At 56.1% G+C, this 15,735-nt stretch carries 16 protein-coding genes; 6 read left to right on the top strand and 10 right to left on the bottom strand.

Going from position 1 to position 15,735, the window contains the following annotated elements; genetic code table 11:
* Positions 1-29: 29 nt before the first annotated feature.
* The 7 genes from HH216_RS18850 to HH216_RS18830 form a co-directional block, all read right to left on the bottom strand.
* Entirely contained in the window at positions 30-335 is a 306-nt protein-coding gene (locus HH216_RS18850; RefSeq protein WP_169552206.1) for an energy transducer TonB, read from the bottom strand.
* Between the two features lie 147 nt (positions 336-482).
* Entirely contained in the window at positions 483-920 is a 438-nt protein-coding gene (locus tag HH216_RS18845) for an energy transducer TonB (protein ID WP_169552205.1), read from the bottom strand.
* Positions 921-1,034: 114 nt separating this feature from the next.
* A complete protein-coding gene (locus tag HH216_RS18840; RefSeq protein ID WP_169552204.1) occupies positions 1,035-1,601 on the bottom strand; it encodes a hypothetical protein in 567 nt (188 codons plus the stop codon).
* 27 nt (positions 1,602-1,628) lie between these two features.
* Positions 1,629-2,795, bottom strand: coding sequence for a SusD/RagB family nutrient-binding outer membrane lipoprotein (locus HH216_RS26925; RefSeq protein ID WP_408641800.1), 1,167 nt, complete (start codon positions 2,793-2,795; stop codon positions 1,629-1,631).
* Complete coding sequence (locus HH216_RS26920) at positions 2,726-3,277, bottom strand: SusD/RagB family nutrient-binding outer membrane lipoprotein (protein ID WP_408641738.1); 552 nt, start codon at positions 3,275-3,277, stop codon at positions 2,726-2,728. The genes HH216_RS26925 and HH216_RS26920 overlap by 70 nt, the downstream gene beginning before the upstream one ends.
* Before the next feature lie 66 nt (positions 3,278-3,343).
* Positions 3,344-3,715: a hypothetical protein gene (locus HH216_RS26165; RefSeq protein ID WP_254448512.1), complete on the bottom strand. Its 372-nt coding sequence runs from the start codon at positions 3,713-3,715 to the stop codon at positions 3,344-3,346.
* Positions 3,712-6,549 carry a SusC/RagA family TonB-linked outer membrane protein gene (locus HH216_RS18830; RefSeq protein WP_254448511.1) on the bottom strand — a complete coding sequence of 946 codons (2,838 nt, stop codon included), beginning with the start codon at positions 6,547-6,549 and terminating at the stop codon, positions 3,712-3,714. The genes HH216_RS26165 and HH216_RS18830 overlap by 4 nt, the downstream gene beginning before the upstream one ends.
* Before the next feature lie 406 nt (positions 6,550-6,955).
* On the opposite strand from HH216_RS18830, the gene HH216_RS18825 reads away from it, so the two are divergent.
* The 3 genes from HH216_RS18825 to HH216_RS18815 are packed head-to-tail and all read left to right on the top strand — an operon-like array spanning position 6,956 to position 10,848.
* A complete protein-coding gene (locus HH216_RS18825) occupies positions 6,956-7,747 on the top strand; it encodes a ThuA domain-containing protein (protein WP_169552203.1) in 792 nt (263 codons plus the stop codon).
* A 2-nt stretch (positions 7,748-7,749) separates the two neighbouring features.
* On the top strand, positions 7,750-9,615 hold the full coding sequence (locus HH216_RS18820; protein ID WP_169552202.1) for a glycoside hydrolase family 9 protein: 1,866 nt from the start codon (positions 7,750-7,752) through the stop codon (positions 9,613-9,615).
* 18 nt (positions 9,616-9,633) lie between these two features.
* Entirely contained in the window at positions 9,634-10,848 is a 1,215-nt protein-coding gene (locus HH216_RS18815) for a DUF5009 domain-containing protein (RefSeq protein ID WP_169552201.1), read from the top strand.
* A gap of 10 nt (positions 10,849-10,858) precedes the next feature.
* Here the strand turns inward: HH216_RS18815 and HH216_RS18810 are convergent, their stop codons facing one another.
* The 3 genes from HH216_RS18810 to HH216_RS18800 form a co-directional block, all read right to left on the bottom strand.
* Positions 10,859-11,590 carry a hypothetical protein gene (locus HH216_RS18810; RefSeq protein ID WP_169552200.1) on the bottom strand — a complete coding sequence of 244 codons (732 nt, stop codon included), beginning with the start codon at positions 11,588-11,590 and terminating at the stop codon, positions 10,859-10,861.
* Between the two features lie 38 nt (positions 11,591-11,628).
* Positions 11,629-12,432, bottom strand: coding sequence for a hypothetical protein (locus tag HH216_RS18805; protein ID WP_169552199.1), 804 nt, complete (start codon positions 12,430-12,432; stop codon positions 11,629-11,631).
* Positions 12,433-12,504: 72 nt separating this feature from the next.
* Entirely contained in the window at positions 12,505-13,713 is a 1,209-nt protein-coding gene (locus HH216_RS18800; RefSeq protein ID WP_169552198.1) for a saccharopine dehydrogenase family protein, read from the bottom strand.
* Between the two features lie 218 nt (positions 13,714-13,931).
* Here HH216_RS18800 and HH216_RS18795 point away from each other — a divergent pair, with 218 nt between their 5' ends.
* From HH216_RS18795 to HH216_RS18785, 3 genes are all read left to right on the top strand, one after another.
* On the top strand, positions 13,932-14,360 hold the full coding sequence (locus HH216_RS18795) for a WapI family immunity protein (RefSeq protein ID WP_169552197.1): 429 nt from the start codon (positions 13,932-13,934) through the stop codon (positions 14,358-14,360).
* Between the two features lie 96 nt (positions 14,361-14,456).
* Entirely contained in the window at positions 14,457-14,891 is a 435-nt protein-coding gene (locus HH216_RS18790) for a WapI family immunity protein (RefSeq protein WP_169552196.1), read from the top strand.
* Between the two features lie 164 nt (positions 14,892-15,055).
* Entirely contained in the window at positions 15,056-15,676 is a 621-nt protein-coding gene (locus tag HH216_RS18785) for a TetR/AcrR family transcriptional regulator (RefSeq protein WP_169553442.1), read from the top strand.
* The last annotated feature ends 59 nt before the right edge of the window (positions 15,677-15,735 follow it).

The raw sequence follows: 15,735 nt of genomic DNA, 5'->3' as shown, positions 1-15,735 counted from the left end.
AGGTAGGAAGGCCGCAAAGGCTTGCCAAGTTAATTCCCCGTGCCGAATGATACGGGTAGGGTGTATTTTACGTTCACGTACTCGTCGTTTTGTTTGCCGGGTATCCAGCGGGGCATTTCCCGAACGAGTCGAACCGCTTCTTCGTCGCAGCCGTAGCCGAGCCCTTGTAGTACGCTGACGTTGGTGACGTCGCCAGTTTTGCTGACGATGAATGAGATAAATACCTTCCCGGTAATAGCAGCCTGAGCAGCTTCGATTGGGTACGTACTGTGCTGATCGACGTAAGCGAGCAAAGCGTCGATACCGCCGGGAAATTCAGGATTACGGTTTGCCATAGAACACAGATATATGCTTAGATCGGGTGGATTCGGAGTTACCTGTAACAGCGTGGTCGAGCAGGACGAAAGTAACGCGAACCCACCAATTACACAACTCATCAGCCAGCTGTGTTTCATGCAGCCAATCATGATCGTATGGTTCATCTATTCGGTCAGTCCGAAAGCGATAGGAAGGTTGTATTTGACGCGAATAGCTTTACCAGATTGACTACCCGGTATCCATTTCGGCATACCCTTGACAAGGCGAATCGCTTCTTCATCGCACCCCAATCCAATGCCTTTGAGCAGTTCTACATCCTGAATACTACCATCCGTATTCACAACGAATGCGACAAATACCCGTCCCGAGATACCAGCTTTACGGGCTGCTTCGGGGTACCGCCGATGCTGTCTGAGGTATTGTTGCAATGCGTTCTGACCGCCCGAAAAAGTCGGCTGTTTCTCAACGACGGTGTAAATTTCACCCGTCTGCTTAAGCTCGCGCAGCAGCAGATCCTGCGCTGTAACCTGCTGGGCAGATACGAATTGGCTGATACATAGCAGCAGGCAAAAAAGTAGGGAAACAAATTGGAAGCGAGCCATGATAGAAACGGTTTCTCATATGGATGCACGCACCAGTTCGATTGCACAGCCATAAACGAAAAAAAGTCCGGCGACCACGTGGGTGCCGGACTTTTTCGTACACTCAAAAACTACCTAGTTCGCGACGTTGATGCGATAGGTGAAGGGCGAGCTGTAAAAAGCACCCCCCGTGATGTTTACGCCCGTGTTAGCCGCCGAAAACGACTTGCCATTGGTCAGGTTCATAACCGCCGTTACGGTGAAATAATCAGTGGCGGTAATGTCGGCCGACGTCAGCTTCACGGCGTTCAGTGCCTCGGTGCCGGTGATAGACAGCGTCGCACGTGGGTAGCCCGTTGTGGCGTCTTTGGCGAAGCTGCTCGACGGTAGCGATTTCAGGGCGACGGCCGAGACGCTCTTGGTGCCATTGCTCGGCGTTGCATCGACAAACGCAATCGACAGATCGTAGGACGAGAACAGCGCCCCAGAGTTGGGCGTTACGGCCTCAGCCACCAGTTCCAGCTTTGTGCCGCTCAGGTTCGCCTTACTGACGCTGAACGTACTGTTGCTGACAGGGTAGGGGGTAACGGTGCGCATATAGCCGCCGTTTTCCAGCGTTTTGTCGTCGAGGTGGCTGACGATATCGGTCTGACAGGCCGCGATAGCGAGGCCGACAAACAAAAAGGATATGATCTTTTTCATGAACAGATGCGAATCAGTTAGAGTGGCCTAGCGGAACAGACTGGTCGGGTTGTTGTCCCAGAACACCGGCACGGTAACGGCGGCTTTCTGCTTGGCGTTGGCGTTACGGGTGATGTACGAAGCCGGGTAGTAGTACGAACGGGCAAAGCTGCCGGGGTTCGGATCGAGGGCGGGCTGCTGATTAGCGGGCTTGCCCGTCCGGCGGTACAGGTTGTACGACTCGATACCGTTGCCGTAGAGCGCCAGCCAGTACTCGGTGCCGATTACGTTGAGCCGGGCATCGTCGGTGGTGGCTGCGTCGTAACGGGCCAGCACGGCGTTGACGTACTTCGTTACTTCATCCGACCATACGATTTTGTTGTCTGATTCGTACGCACTGATTTTGCCGCTTTCCGTCGTGCCGAGTACCATCGTACGTACGTCGGCCATCGACTTCTCGATACCTGATTTCAGCAGGTCACGGGCCGAACCCGTCGTGCCGAGTGTCAGGGCTGATTCTGCAAGCATGAAATCAACGAACGAGCGCATCATCATCGGGTGAATCCCCGCGCCACCGGCACCGGCACCCAGCGATACGGGTACCCCGGCGTTGTTGTCGTACAGACCGCCAGCCGGATACACACCCCAGGCCGTACGCAGCAGACCATCTGGTGGAATACCCTCGTTGCTCAGGTGATCGCGACCCCAGTACCCTACACTAGTTGGCAGGCAGAATACGTCGGCATCGGTGTAATGCGATGGCTTATTGTTGGTGATACACCGCAGCACGTTGACGTCCGTCGGGTTGCGTACCGTCTGTCGGTAGAAGTAGAACCGCATCCGGGGATCAGGGAAGCCCTTCGACGAGTACATCGTGCCCATGTATGAGTTCGACTGGTAGTCGCCACCGCCCGATGGTCCATACTGCCCGGCGTACCGTGGGTGCCGTGTGTCGGGGTTGGTCAGGTTCGAGCCGAACTTGAAGACGAAGTTCTGCGCGTTGGTCGAGATCAGCTTGTTACCCGCGATCAGCGTGTTAATCGCCGAGGTCGAGCCTGACTTGTCGATCAGACGGCGGTTCAGGTAAATCTTCAGCTTGAGCGTGTTGGCCGTACGAATCCAGCTATCGGTTGAGCCAGCGAAGATCAGATCGCCGGAAGCACCCGTGCTCGACGTAGCCGAAAAATTCTCGATGGCTTTGTCGAGTTCGGCCAGCGCTGCCGTGTAAATCGATGCGCCCCGTCGGTTTTGGGGTTGAAATTGGTCGGGTCGATAGCCTCCGTGTATGGCACGTCACCGAACGCATCGACCAGGTTCACCAGTGTCGACGCCCGTAGCGTCCGGGCGATACCCGCATGAACGAGCAGCTGCCGCGATTCCGCGATGGGGATAAGCGTTTTGACGTCGGTGAGCAGACCCGCGTAGGCCGTTGTCCAGACGCCGTCGTAGTTGCCCGGCGACACGGCATTGTCGTAGATCGCCGATCCCTGATTGAGCATCCGCGTCAGGCGCATGCCCGAATCGCCCACCCCGGCGAAGTGATCCCGGTAGGTCAGCTCAATCGAGTTGAGTAGGTAGTTGATATCGGTATTGTTGGTCGTTACAGCGTTGGGATTGTCGAGCAAATCGAGCTTGCAGGCACCCACCCCCAGCAGACTAGCTGCCAGTAACGAGACTCCTATATATCGTTTTAGCATTTGATAAGACTTGTTAAGGTAGACCCAAAGCGTAACAGGCTCGCTACGCTTCGGAATCGAATCGATTTAGAACGTCAGGCGCAGCGTACCGCCCAGCCGCCGGGAGCTGGGGCCCGTCAGGAACTCGAAACCAAGTCCGTTGCCGACGCCCAGGCCGAGGTTGTCGGTGTCGAAGTTGAGACCCTTCGGGAAGTAGAGTGCCCGGTACCAGAGGTTGTTACCCGTCAGCGCGAACGACGCGCTCTTGATACCGACTTTGTTCAGCAGCCGCTTGGGCAACCGGTACGACAGCGATACTTCCTGCAACCGGATCGTCGACCCGTCGTAGATACGGCCTTCGTCGCCGAAGAAGTAGTAGTTGTTGAAGTAGAAGTCCGAAGCCGTGATCTGCGTCGTGTTCGGTGTGCCGTCGGCCAGCTTAACACCGGGAATAATCATCGACTGCGCCCGGTCGATACCACCCCCAGCGCGTTGTCGATCGTCAGACCGCGACCCAGCAGGGCACCCGCCGTTGTCGAGTACATGGCACCGCCGTGACGGTAGGCCACCATCACTTCCAGCGACAGATCTTTGTAAGTGAAGTTGTTGATCAGGCTGGACGTGAAGGCCGGGTTCGGATCGCCTAGTACAACCGGCGAGGTCGTCGTCAACAGGTAGCCACCACCGTCGATCAGGTATTGGCCCTGTTCGTTGCGCCGGAAGCCCGTACCTTTGATCACATTGAAGGGCTGACCTACCACGGCGTAGTTACCCAGCGAACTGCCGAAACCAGCCACCTGTACTTCCTGCAAGGTGCCACCCAGATCGAGAACTTTAGGGCGGTTGCGCGAGAAAACCAGCGTTGGTGTCCAGGCAAATGACGCCGTCTTGAAGAACGTCCCGCTCAGGTTCAGCTCGATACCTTCGTTGCGAATCTTACCGATGTTGATCGTCGTGTTGGTGTAGCCCGTCGATGCGTCGAGTGGGCTGTACGTGATCAGGTTGCTGGTGTTGCGCTGATAAACCGTCAGGTCGAAGTTCAGAACGTTGTTGAACATCTTACCTTCCACGCCCGCTTCGTATTCGGTATGCAGCTCCGGCATCAGGTTGGGGTTACCCAATGTGTTGTCGACCGAGTGCGTCTGCACCGTCGTGCCGGCTGATGTCAGCCACGCCCGGGCGCTCTGATTCAGCACGTTGCGGGTGCTGTAGGGGAAGGGGAAACCCGCCGACGTACCCACGCCTGCGCGCAGTTTGAGGAAGTTCAGAACACCGCCCCCCTGCAAGCCCGTGAAGGCCGTGGTAGGCACGAACGACAGACTGGCCGAGGGGTAGAAAATCTCCCGGTTGGCTACTTCCACCGTCGAGGTCCAGTCGTTACGACCGGCCAGGTTCAGGAACAGGTAGTTGTTGAAATCAGCCGTTACTTCGCCGAAAATACCGATCCGGGTTTGCTCGTTGGCGTAGTTTGACGCTACGTTGTCGATAAAATTGTTGTGCCGGAACAGATTGCGGGCCAGCTGATTCTGACTGGTAACCGAGGTCGAGTTGTAGCGGTCGTTCCGCATGTTGGCACCCAGCCGGGCCGAGAGCGTAAACTTGTCGCTGACGGGTTTGGTGTACGACAGAATCGCGCTGTTGTCCCAGATGGTGTTCCGAACGTCGAAGGTGTTATAAAACCCGTTGACCAGGTCAGCCCCGCCCTTATTGAACATGTACTGCTGATTCTCCGTGTACGTGTCCAGCCCGACTTTGTACAGGAACGTCAGGTCTTTGGCGATGTCGTAGGTGAGCGATGTCGAGGCAAACAGACGGTTGACAACGCCCGTCGTCTTGTAGTTGTCCAGAATCCAGCGTGGGTTCGGGATGTCGTTGCCGCTGCGGAAATAGACCGACCCGCCCGTGATGGGGTTTTCGTAAGGCCAGCCCATCAGATCGACCTGCCGGGGGGTATACATTACGTTGGCGAGTACCGACGGGAAACCACCCAGCGTGTTGTTGCCTTGTCCGGCGTTGAGCGGGGGCGAAAACTGATCGGTGTTCGCGAAGTTAAGCGAGGTAACGATGCTCACTTTCTTGCTCAGCTGCGCGTTGATACCCAGGCCCAGGTTTAGCTTGCGCAGGCCGTTGTTGGGGATGTAGCCCTGCTCATTGTGGTAGCCCGCTGAGATGTTGTAGCTTACCTTTTCGCCACCACCCGACAGGTTGAGCGAGGTGGTCGCTACCTGACCCGTACGGAAGAAATCCTTTACGTTGTTGGGGTAAATCTGCATCTGATACTTACCCAGCGACGAGACGTATGGAGCCATTGCCTCCCGCAGCGACGCCAGACTGAAAAAGGCGTAGGGGTGGTTGGTCAGGGCCGTGTTGGTATTCTGCGAGGGGTAAGCATACGCTTCCGGCAGGGTAGGGCCGAAGTTGCTGAAGAAGTAGCCCAGGTTCTGCTGGAAACCACCCACGTAATCGTTCTGGTAGGTGGGCAGGTGCGCTGTGTTGGTGAAGTAAGACTGGGTAACGGATACTTCCGTCGGCCGGGCCGAGCGGGTACCGTTTTTGGTCGTGACCAGAATAACGCCGTTACGGCCCTGATCGCCGTAGGTTACGGTAGCGGCCAGTCCTTTCAGTACGGTAACGTTTTCGATGTTGTTGGGATCCAGGTCCAGGAAGCGGCTCGATGCCGACTGCCCACCCTGCGTAAAGCCGTCACGCGAGTTGGTGTTCGAGTTGAACGGTACGCCGTCGACCACAAACAGGGGCTGCGTCGAACCGGTGATGGACGAATAGCCGCGAATGGTGATGTTAGTACCCGTTCCCGATACGCCCGATGTCGCCGTGATGTTAACGCCCGGAATCTTGCCCTGCAAAATCCGGCCAACATCGGCCTGTGGGCGGTCTTCGATCAGCTTCTTGTCGAGGGCAGTAACGGCGTAGCCGAGTGCCTTCTTCTCGCGGGCGATACCCTGAGCAGTAATGACTACCTCCTGAAGCTGCTTGTTGTCCGACGATAGCACGACGTCGAGTACCGACCGGTTGCCGATCTGCACTTCGCGGGACACCATACCCACAAAGCTGAATACGAGCGTGGCGTTTTCAGTGGGTACGTTGATGGAGTACATCCCGTCGGCGTCGGTAGTAGCACCGGTTGTTGTTCCTTTAATGACGACCGACGCGCCGGGAATGTCGGTGCCGTCCTCTCCAGAGGTAACCTTCCCGGTGATTCGCCGGGACTGGCCGTAGGCTGCTGAGCCTGCGAGCCAGATTCCTAGTAAGCACGCGAATAAATGTTTTGTCATACGGACATTCTGTTGAACTGTTGGGTAAAAATTGGCTGAGGTTAAAATTATGTAAAAAATTTAAAGACTATTAAAAACGTCTTAAAAACTACTAATAGAAAATTCGTTAAATGATACTTTTGGGGGCATAATATTCTACGTAGATCGAAAAAATCGATAGTATAGTTTGAATGTAGATATTATGTTATTAACAGATTTGAGCATAATTATTAAGTACTATACAAGGTCCTTCTGCTGTAAATAGCTAAGTAATTCCGGGACGGATGGGCAATTTTGTACATTCACCGGGTATCACGATACTACCTACCCAACAGCTTTTTTCGTGGGGTGAAGCCTGTTGCATAGCCCTGATCTAGTAGGTTAGAGCAGAAATGCTGCTTTTAACCGACGTAGACTCAACATATCGATGAAGCGAACGAACAGACGAGCAGGCCGTTTGCTGCCTGTAATCGTGACTGCCTGGCTGCTGATGGCTACTGGTGCGCTGGCGCAGGTAAAGCCAACTGTTCGGGTGCTGGCCATCGCAGAAGCGGAGAGCGTTCACAAACCGTTTGTGCTGGCGGCTAAAGCGTGGCTGTCGACGCTCGGCCGGGACCAGTCCTTCTCCGTCGATTACATCACAACGACCGATTCCATTGACCGCCAATTTTTGCGACAGTACCAGCTATTCATCCAGCTGGACTATCCGCCTTACCGGTGGACAGACCGGGCCAAAGCGGCTTTCGTCGAGTACATAGAGCAGGGGCGGGGTGGTTGGATCGGCTTTCACCACGCCAGTCTGCTGGGCGAGTTCGACGGCTATGCCCTGTGGCCGTGGTTCTCGCAGTTTATGGGCGGCATCCGCTACAAAGATTATATTGCGAGCTTCGTCACGGCTACGGTGCGGGTCGAGAACCGGCAGCATCCAATGATGCAGGACGTACCAGCTTCGTTCACGATTGAGCGGGAGGAATGGTACACCTACGACAAAAGCCCGCGCCCAAACGTCGACGTACTGGCTGCTGTCGATGAATCAACATACCAGCCCAATTCGCCGAAAAAGATGGGCGATCATCCGGTAATCTGGTCGAACGAACGGGTCAAAGCGCGCAACGTCTATTTCTTCATGGGGCACCACCCCGCCTTGTTTCAGAACACAGCCTACACCACCATGGTGCGCAACGCCATCCGGTGGGCGGCCCAAACACCGTCGAATTAGTGATGAAAATTACCCGAGCGAGTCCCCTAATTTCTCGTTTCCTGCTTAGCGCCGTTCTTGCCATCAGTGGGTTGCCAACCGGCTGGGCGCAGTCCGTGCGCATACTGACCAATCAGGTTGGTTACGAACAGAACCGACCCAAGCAGGCGGTTGTCATGGCCGATAAGCAAGTGCCTGTTACTGCGTTTCAACTGGTCGATAGTAAGACTGGTGCGGTGGTGTACACGGGAGCGCCGACCTACAGCGGTCCGGTCGATCGGTGGAAAATGGGGGTGTTCTGGACGCTTGATTTTTCGCCGTTCACGACCGAAGGGACGTACCAGTTGCGGGTAGCTACGAAGAACAATTCGGTCGTGTCGCACCCGTTTCAGGTTGGGCGTAACGTGCTGGAACAGCATACGCTCTCCGACCTGATCTACTACTTCAAGGGGCAGCGCAGTTCGGGCCTGCTCAACAAAGCGGATCATCACCTGCCGCTTACCACGGGGCCGACAGCCACCACCGTCGACGCGCACGGCGGCTGGTACGACGCGTCGGGCGATTACGGTAAACACCTGTCGCACCTGTCGTTTTCGTCGTACTTCAACCCGCAGCAGATCAGCCTGACGGTATGGAGTTTGTTCAAAACGCACGGCCAACTGCTGAAACGACCCGGTACCGATTTCCGACAGTACCTGCGTCGGGTGCTTGACGAAGCCATGTACGGGGCCGATTATCTGGTGCGGGTACAGGCTCCCGGCGGGTCGTTCTACCGGTCGGTGGGGGCGCCGGGGCCGGGCAAGCTGGCAAAAGACCGGCTCATTCAGCCCGAACAGCAGAGCTACCGTATCAAGCAGTCGAAAGAGCAGTCGTTCCACGACCGGATCAGCAACGACAATTGGCGCAGCTATCAGGTCAGCTACCGGTCGGGGGGCGGGCTGGCCATTGCCGGATTGGCGATGGCCGCTGCATACCCGGACAGTGTCGCGGGCGATTACGACCGGAAAGCCTACCTCGCTGCCGCCGAACGCGCGTTCGACTTTCTGGAAAAGGATAATGCCAGTATGACCAACGACGGCCGCGAAAACATGCTCGATGACTACTGTGCCCTCAGCGCGGCCACCGAACTGTACCGGACTACGCAGCAGGAGCGGTATCGGCAAGTGGCCGACAGGCGGGCCCGGCAACTAATCAATCGGCTGGCCAACTGGAAGCAGTACCGCGATTACTGGCGGGTCGACGCGCAGGACCGGCCGTTTTTTCACCCGTCTGACGCGGGTTTGCCGCTGGCTTGTTTGCTGGATTACTATGCATTGGCACCGGCCGAAACGCAGTCGCTTATCAAAGCAGCAGCGCGTCGGTCACTCGATCACGAACTGTGGATTACGCACGAGGTAACGAATCCGTTCGGCTACAGTCGGCAACTGGTGCAGGATACGCTGGGCGTCCGGAAAAGCGCGTTTTTCTTTCCGCATGGCAGCGAAGCATCGCCCTGGTGGCAGGGAGAAAACGCGCGGCTGGGGTCGATGGCGACGGCCGCCCGGCTGGCGATTCCATTGTTCGCCGATGATAAGTCGTTTCAGAACCGGTTGCAGCAGTTCGCGCTCGATCAGCTCAACTGGATTCTGGGCCTGAACCCGTTCGACGCCTGCATGTTGCAGGGGGTAGGGTATAACAACCCGGCCTACGGTTTTTTCGGAACCTTCGAGTACACCAACTCCCCCGGTGGTATCGTCAACGGCATTACGTCGGGGCTGAATGATGAGCACGGCATCGATTTCAACCTGTCCTACAAACAGACTGGCAAAGACTACGACTGGCGCTGGGCCGAACAATGGTTGCCCCACGCGGCCTGGTACCTGCTGGCTATCTCCGTCAACACGCCCTGACAACTCAACGCTACGACTATGCTCTCAACGTCTGTACCCAACACTGCCGCCCCAACGCATCGACTGCTTACCCGCGTCGACTCGATCGACGTGCTGCGCGCCCTGACGACGGTGCTGATGATCTTCGTCAATGATTTATGGTCGCTGACGGCCATTCCCGCCTGGCTGGAGCACGTGCCGGGCGGGGTCGACGGTATCGGGCTGGCCGACGTGGTATTCCCGGCTTTTCTGTTCATCGTGGGCTTGTCGGCTCCGTTTGCCATTCAGCACCGGCGCAGCAAGGGTGATTCCGACGGGCAGATTGCGATGCATATCCTGAGCCGAACGCTTGCCCTGCTGGTGATGGGGTTGTGGCTGGTCAATGGTGAGTATATCAACGAAGCGGCAACGGGAATGAAGCGGGTCGTCTGGAACATACTGGCCTGCGGGGCCTTTATCCTGATCTGGAACAGCTACCCAAAATCGGTTGCCCGGCCGCTACTGATCGGCTTGAAAATCGTAGGTTGGCTGGTGTTGCTGACCCTGGCGGTCGTGTACCGGGGTGGCGAACCGCTTGGCCGGTTTCAGCCGCATTGGTGGGGTATTCTCGGGCTGATCGGTTGGTCGTATCTGGCCGGAGCGCTGGCAACGCTGATCGCCCGTAACCGGATCGCGGTGCTGGCGCTGATCTGGGTCGGCTTCTGCGCGCTGAGTATGATCGCCAAAGCGAATCTGTTGCCGCCGGTCGTTCGGCTCATCCCCGACGCCATTAGTGGCGGCACATTGGCCGGACTAACGTTGGGTGGCGCGCTGACGGCCAGCGTTTTTCGCTACTGCGTCGAACGGGGCCGGACTCGGCTTATGACCATCGGCTTCGTGATCGCCAGCCTTGTCTTAATTGGTTTGTCAATTTACACCCGTCCGATCTGGGGGTTGGCGAAGCTGGGCGCAACACCGGCCTGGTTGTTTCTGTGCAGTGCCTTCACGCTGCTGGCGTTCACAGCCCTGCACTGGCTCGTCGATGTGGGTGGCAACGGGCACTGGTTTCGGGTGATCAAACCCGCCGGAACCGATACGCTGCTGTGTTATCTGATGCCCTATTTTGCGTACGCAATCGTCGTGCTGGCCCACTTACACCTACCGCTTGCGCTGCTGGCGGGTAGCGTTGGTCTGCTAAAATCGCTGCTGTTTGCGCTGCTGTGCGTTTGGGGCACCGGCCGGATTAACCGGTTGGGGGTTCGTTTGAAACTGTGAACCTGACTACTTACAGTGTATCGTACTGTTTCACCAGCGCAATGGCCCCGTCCTCGGTTTTTAGGTCCAGCTTTTCCTTGTCGGCGTAGGGGCCAAGCATGTCGGCGCGGTCGTTCATGGCTTCCAGCAGGGCTTTTTTCGAGAGCTTAAGCTTGGTCAGTGTCTGGTCGGGCTTGAGCAGGTAGTACGAATTGGCGTCGCTGTAGGCGTCGTAGCGAACGTTGGCGGAATATCCCCCCTTGAAATCAGCAGGCTTGAACGTCTTGGCAATCCGTTTGAGCAGGGCGTTTTTGCCCGTGTACAGAATCAGGAAATACCCGTTCTTCAGCAGGTTATCGGTTGTCTGTACCGACGGGTAGCGGCCGAACAGATACGACTGCCCATCGGGTCCGGCGATCAGAAACCGGTTTACCGTGTTCTTATCGATAATAATCGAGTCGTTGTTCTGTTTTGGGCGCAGCATCAGCACTTCCTGCCGATAGGCATCGAACTTCAGCGGCACTTCCTTGTACTGCCGCCCATCGGTCAGGGCTATCTGCCCCGTCGTCCAGGTGTCGAGCAGGTAGGGCGTGCCGTGCTGCCCTTCATAGCGGTTATCGATGCGAAAAATCAGTGGACTGCCGCCGGGGCTCGACAGGTTGTTCAGCCGCAAACTGGCCGTGGGGTCGGCGGATTGAGCCATGGTCAACGAACCGCTCAGCAGCAGGGTGGCAAGCGTACACAGGAATGAAAAACGGTGCATGGATAATAGAATGTCGTTAGACCACCAATGTCGGAAAATTAGTTAGACGGTGTGCCGCTGCCGCCGTCGAAGTCTTTGACAAACTGAGCCGCCTGGGCTTCGTTGCCGACGGTCTGCTTGCGCAGGTCGTCGAGGTTGCGGGGAGCTTTCTGCGTCGACAGGTCTTCGGTCAGGGCTGCCAGCAGACTTTTGGTCGTCAGCTTTACCTTGCTGAGCCGTTGGTCGGGGCTCAGAATGTAATAATCCGTTTTGTTGTCGAACGCGTCGTAGCGAACATCGCGGGAGTACGTTCCCTGATAGCTGGCGGGCCGGAACGTTTTGGAAATGCGTTGCAGCAGTGTGTGCGGCCCGTCGGATAGCACGCGGTAGTAGCTGTTTTTCAGATTGGCGTCGGCCGCGCGCAGGTCGGGAAAGCGCCGAAACAGAATGGCCCCGTTGCTGTCGGGCGTCTGAATCACGAACCAGCTGACCCGTTCGCGGTCGATCAGAATGGAGTCGGGCCGGATGGGGGGCTGGGTAATGAGCAGTTCCTGGTGGTAGGCGTCGTACTTGATCCGGGCTTTGTCGTAGCGCTGGCCGGTGGTCAGCACGACGTACCCTTTGGCCCAGTAGGGAAACATATACGGAGTGCCGCGCAACCCCTCGTAGCGCTGGTCGAAGGTGCGGACGTTGCCCACGCCCATCCCCGGTGCCGAAGCCATGTCGACCATCTGCTGCCGTTCCTGCTGACTGATAACGTAGCCCGTTCGGGCAGGCTGGGCCGGGGTAGCCCGCAGCGAGTCAGTTTTTTGGGCCAAGCTGGAAACGCTGATGAGCAGACTTAGAATAAGGATAGGTTTCATCGGTAGAAGTCTATTTATACGACGTCTAAAAGTCGTAAAAAAATTGACCCCTACCGATGAAATTAAGATTATTTAGTATTCGTGTGGCAGCGTAATGTCGACACGCTCCTGCACGGGCAGCCCCTGCTTGTTCATCTGCTTGATAAACGGATCGGGATCAAGCTCTTCGCAGTTCCAGACGCCGGGTTTCATCCAGACGCCCGTCAGCAGCAGCATAGCCCCAATCATGGCCGGAACGCCCGTCGTGTAGCTGACGGCCTGCCCGCGTACTTCCTTGTAGGTTTCAGCGTGGTCGCAGTTGTTCCAGATGAAATACGTCCGGTCGGCGCCGTCCTTCACGCCTTTGATCTGGCACCCGATGCTGGTCTGTCCCGTGTAGTTTTCGCCCAGCGAATCGGGGGCGGGCAGCACGGCTTTCAGGAATTCGAGCGGTACAATGTCCATCCCCTGAAACTTCACCGAATCGATGCGGGTCATGCCAACGTTCTGGAGTACTTCCAGGTGGGTCAGGTACGCCTGTCCGAAGGTCATCCAGAAGCGGGCGCGCTTGAGCGTCGGGAAGTTCTTCACCAGCGACTCCAGCTCTTCGTGGTACAGCACGTACGATTCTTTGGGACCGATTTCGGGGTACTCGATGGGCTTGTGAATGCTCATGGCCGGAATCTCGACCCATTCGCCATTCTCCCAGTAACGCCCCGGCTGCGTGATCTCGCGGATGTTGATTTCGGGGTTGAAGTTGGTGGCGAATGCCTTGCCGTGGTTGCCCGCGTTACAATCGACGATGTCGAGGTAGTGCATCTCGTCGAAGTGGTGCTTATTGGCGTAAGCCGTAAACACCTGCGTAGCGCCGGGGTCGAAGCCGCAACCGAGCAGGGCCATCAGCCCCGCCTGCTCAAAGCGCTCCTTGTAAGCCCACTGCCAGCTGTATTCAAACTTGGCTACGTCTTTCGGCTCGTAGTTGGCCGTATCCATATAATGAACCCCCGCTTCCAGACAGGCATCCATGATCGGCAGATCCTGATACGGCAGCGCGACGTTGATAACAAGTTTGGGATTGACCTGCCGGATCAGCGCGACCGTTTCCGAGACGTTGTCGGCATCGACCTGCGCCGTCTGAATCGTTACGCCGTGCATCTCCTGAATCTCGGCTGCAATCCGGTCGCATTTTGCTTTGGTGCGGCTTGCCAGTGTAATGTCTGTAAATACGTCGCTGTTCATCGCGCATTTGTGCGCCACAACACTGCCGACCCCGCCTGCTCCAATAATGAGCACTGTTGCCATGTACTTGCCTGGTTGGTTATAAACTAAAATTCGACCGCAAAGATAGCGAATGAAGCGGGCCGGGGATGTTATCAAATTGGCTTCCCGGACCATAGGCTAGGTTTTACCGAAAGATCGCCTGATACCGAATGACTTATCTTTTTACGGGCTTGATCGCCAAACAATTGAGTACTATATTTGATTGATAGGTAAATGATTGTTCTCTCTATACGTCAGCCATGAAACTAAACTCCTCCACCGGCTCTTTCGAACTTTCGATTACGGGATACGCTGCCCAGGCCGCCAATTACCGGGAGCGTAGCAACCTGTCGTGCCGGATCTCGACAATGTGGCGGCAACAGGCCGATACCCAGGCTGCGTCGATGCGCACCTGGGAAGTGCAGCGGCTGGTTAATGTGCTGAAATCGTTATCGTCGAAAGCGGCCAACCGGGTATCGATGCTGTTTGCACAGCCGGGGCTGGCCGTCGATGGTATGGCGCTGCCTAACGATCAGTATCGGTTGAACATCCAGTTCGGTCAGTCGATAACACCTACCTGGCACCAGTACCCCGACTTTCCACTGGAGATGGATATGCTGCTTAGCAAGAGTCAGCTGGAGAAGGCTATTCAGGAGTTGTCTACCCAGCTGGACACATATCCTGAGTAGTAGGCAACCGAACCGCATAAATTTACGTACATAAGTATCAGATAGCCTGACTCTGCCAGTATCGAGTCAGGCTATGTTGTTTTTATACACACAGATATGCGGCTGACTGGTAACCAAAGCTTTTTCGAATTGCAGCTGATCGGTGTTCAGTACGGTCAACAGGCCAACGATCCGCCACTGCTGGAAGTGGCCGTGCGCTCGGGCTGGCATCAGCGCCGATCGGCCGGAATAGGCACACTGCTGCATACCAACGAAGTCGTACACCTTATCGACTGGTTGCGCCAGGCAGGCAAACCGCACACACTCATACCCCGCCTGCTTTTCAGCGACGCCAGTCTGGCGTTCGACTGCGTAACGGCCGACGTCGATGAATGCCTGCTTCAGGTCAAACTCGATCAGGAACTCACACCCGCCTGGCACCTCAATTCTCTACTACCTTTCTGGATTCCGTTGCTGACCAAGCGACAGGCGATTTTTCAGGCCGCCGATGAATTACAGCAACAATTTTATCGATTGGTTGGCAAGGAATGACGTTACCGCTTGGTAACATCATTCGTAAATGGCATATTTGTTTCTTAACTAGCTAGCTAGTGAACCTCTTTTTGGGTAAGCTGGATCATCCGTAATCCAGCTATGACCTCTTAAACCATTAAAACTCAGCAGGGATGAAAGTTGTTAAGCGCAGAAATCGACAATTGACCATGGAGCGTATTCTGCGGGCCATGGGCGAAGTGATGGCCGAACGTGGTACGGAAAAAGCGGGCATCAATGCGGTTGCCGAACGGGCGGACGTTAATAAGGTATTGATCTACAGATATTTCGGTGGGTGGAACGGCCTGCTGGAAGCCTACGTTCAACGCGGCTTTTTTCTGTCTATTTTTAACGAGAAGTTCCTGGAAACGGCCCCCGAATCGCCGTCGCCCGAAATTCGGAGCAAACTCTGGTCCGACTACACAATTCAGTTCATGCAGGAGTTTCGCGCCCGCAAATCGTCGCAGGAGCTGATTCGGTGGGAAATGACCCACGGCGCTACCGAACTGGCGCAGCGGCTGGCGGCTTTTCGCAATGAGTCGTTCAAAAATCTGATTAACAAAATTGCTCCATTCGCCGATTATGACCCGATGGCGATCACGAGTCTGATGGTGTCGGCTGTCACGCACATGGTGTTGCTGAGTGCGCAACACGAACGCATCATGGACATCGACCTGCAATCCGACGAAGGCTGGGGGCGTATGGAAACGGCCATCCGGCGTATCTATGCCGGGCTCAACATCGCCCTCGAACTCGAAACCAGCAAGAAGGTGTCGGTGGTTTAAGGGTTGATGTTTAATGGTTAAGGTCTAAAGTTTAAGGTTGGTTAGCCACCAGTGGGCCT

Source organism: Spirosoma rhododendri (genome assembly GCF_012849055.1).
GTDB classification, from domain to species: domain Bacteria; phylum Bacteroidota; class Bacteroidia; order Cytophagales; family Spirosomataceae; genus Spirosoma; species Spirosoma rhododendri.
The sequence above is the reverse complement of the archived record's forward strand: the minus strand, read 5'-3'. Positions and strand labels throughout refer to the sequence as shown.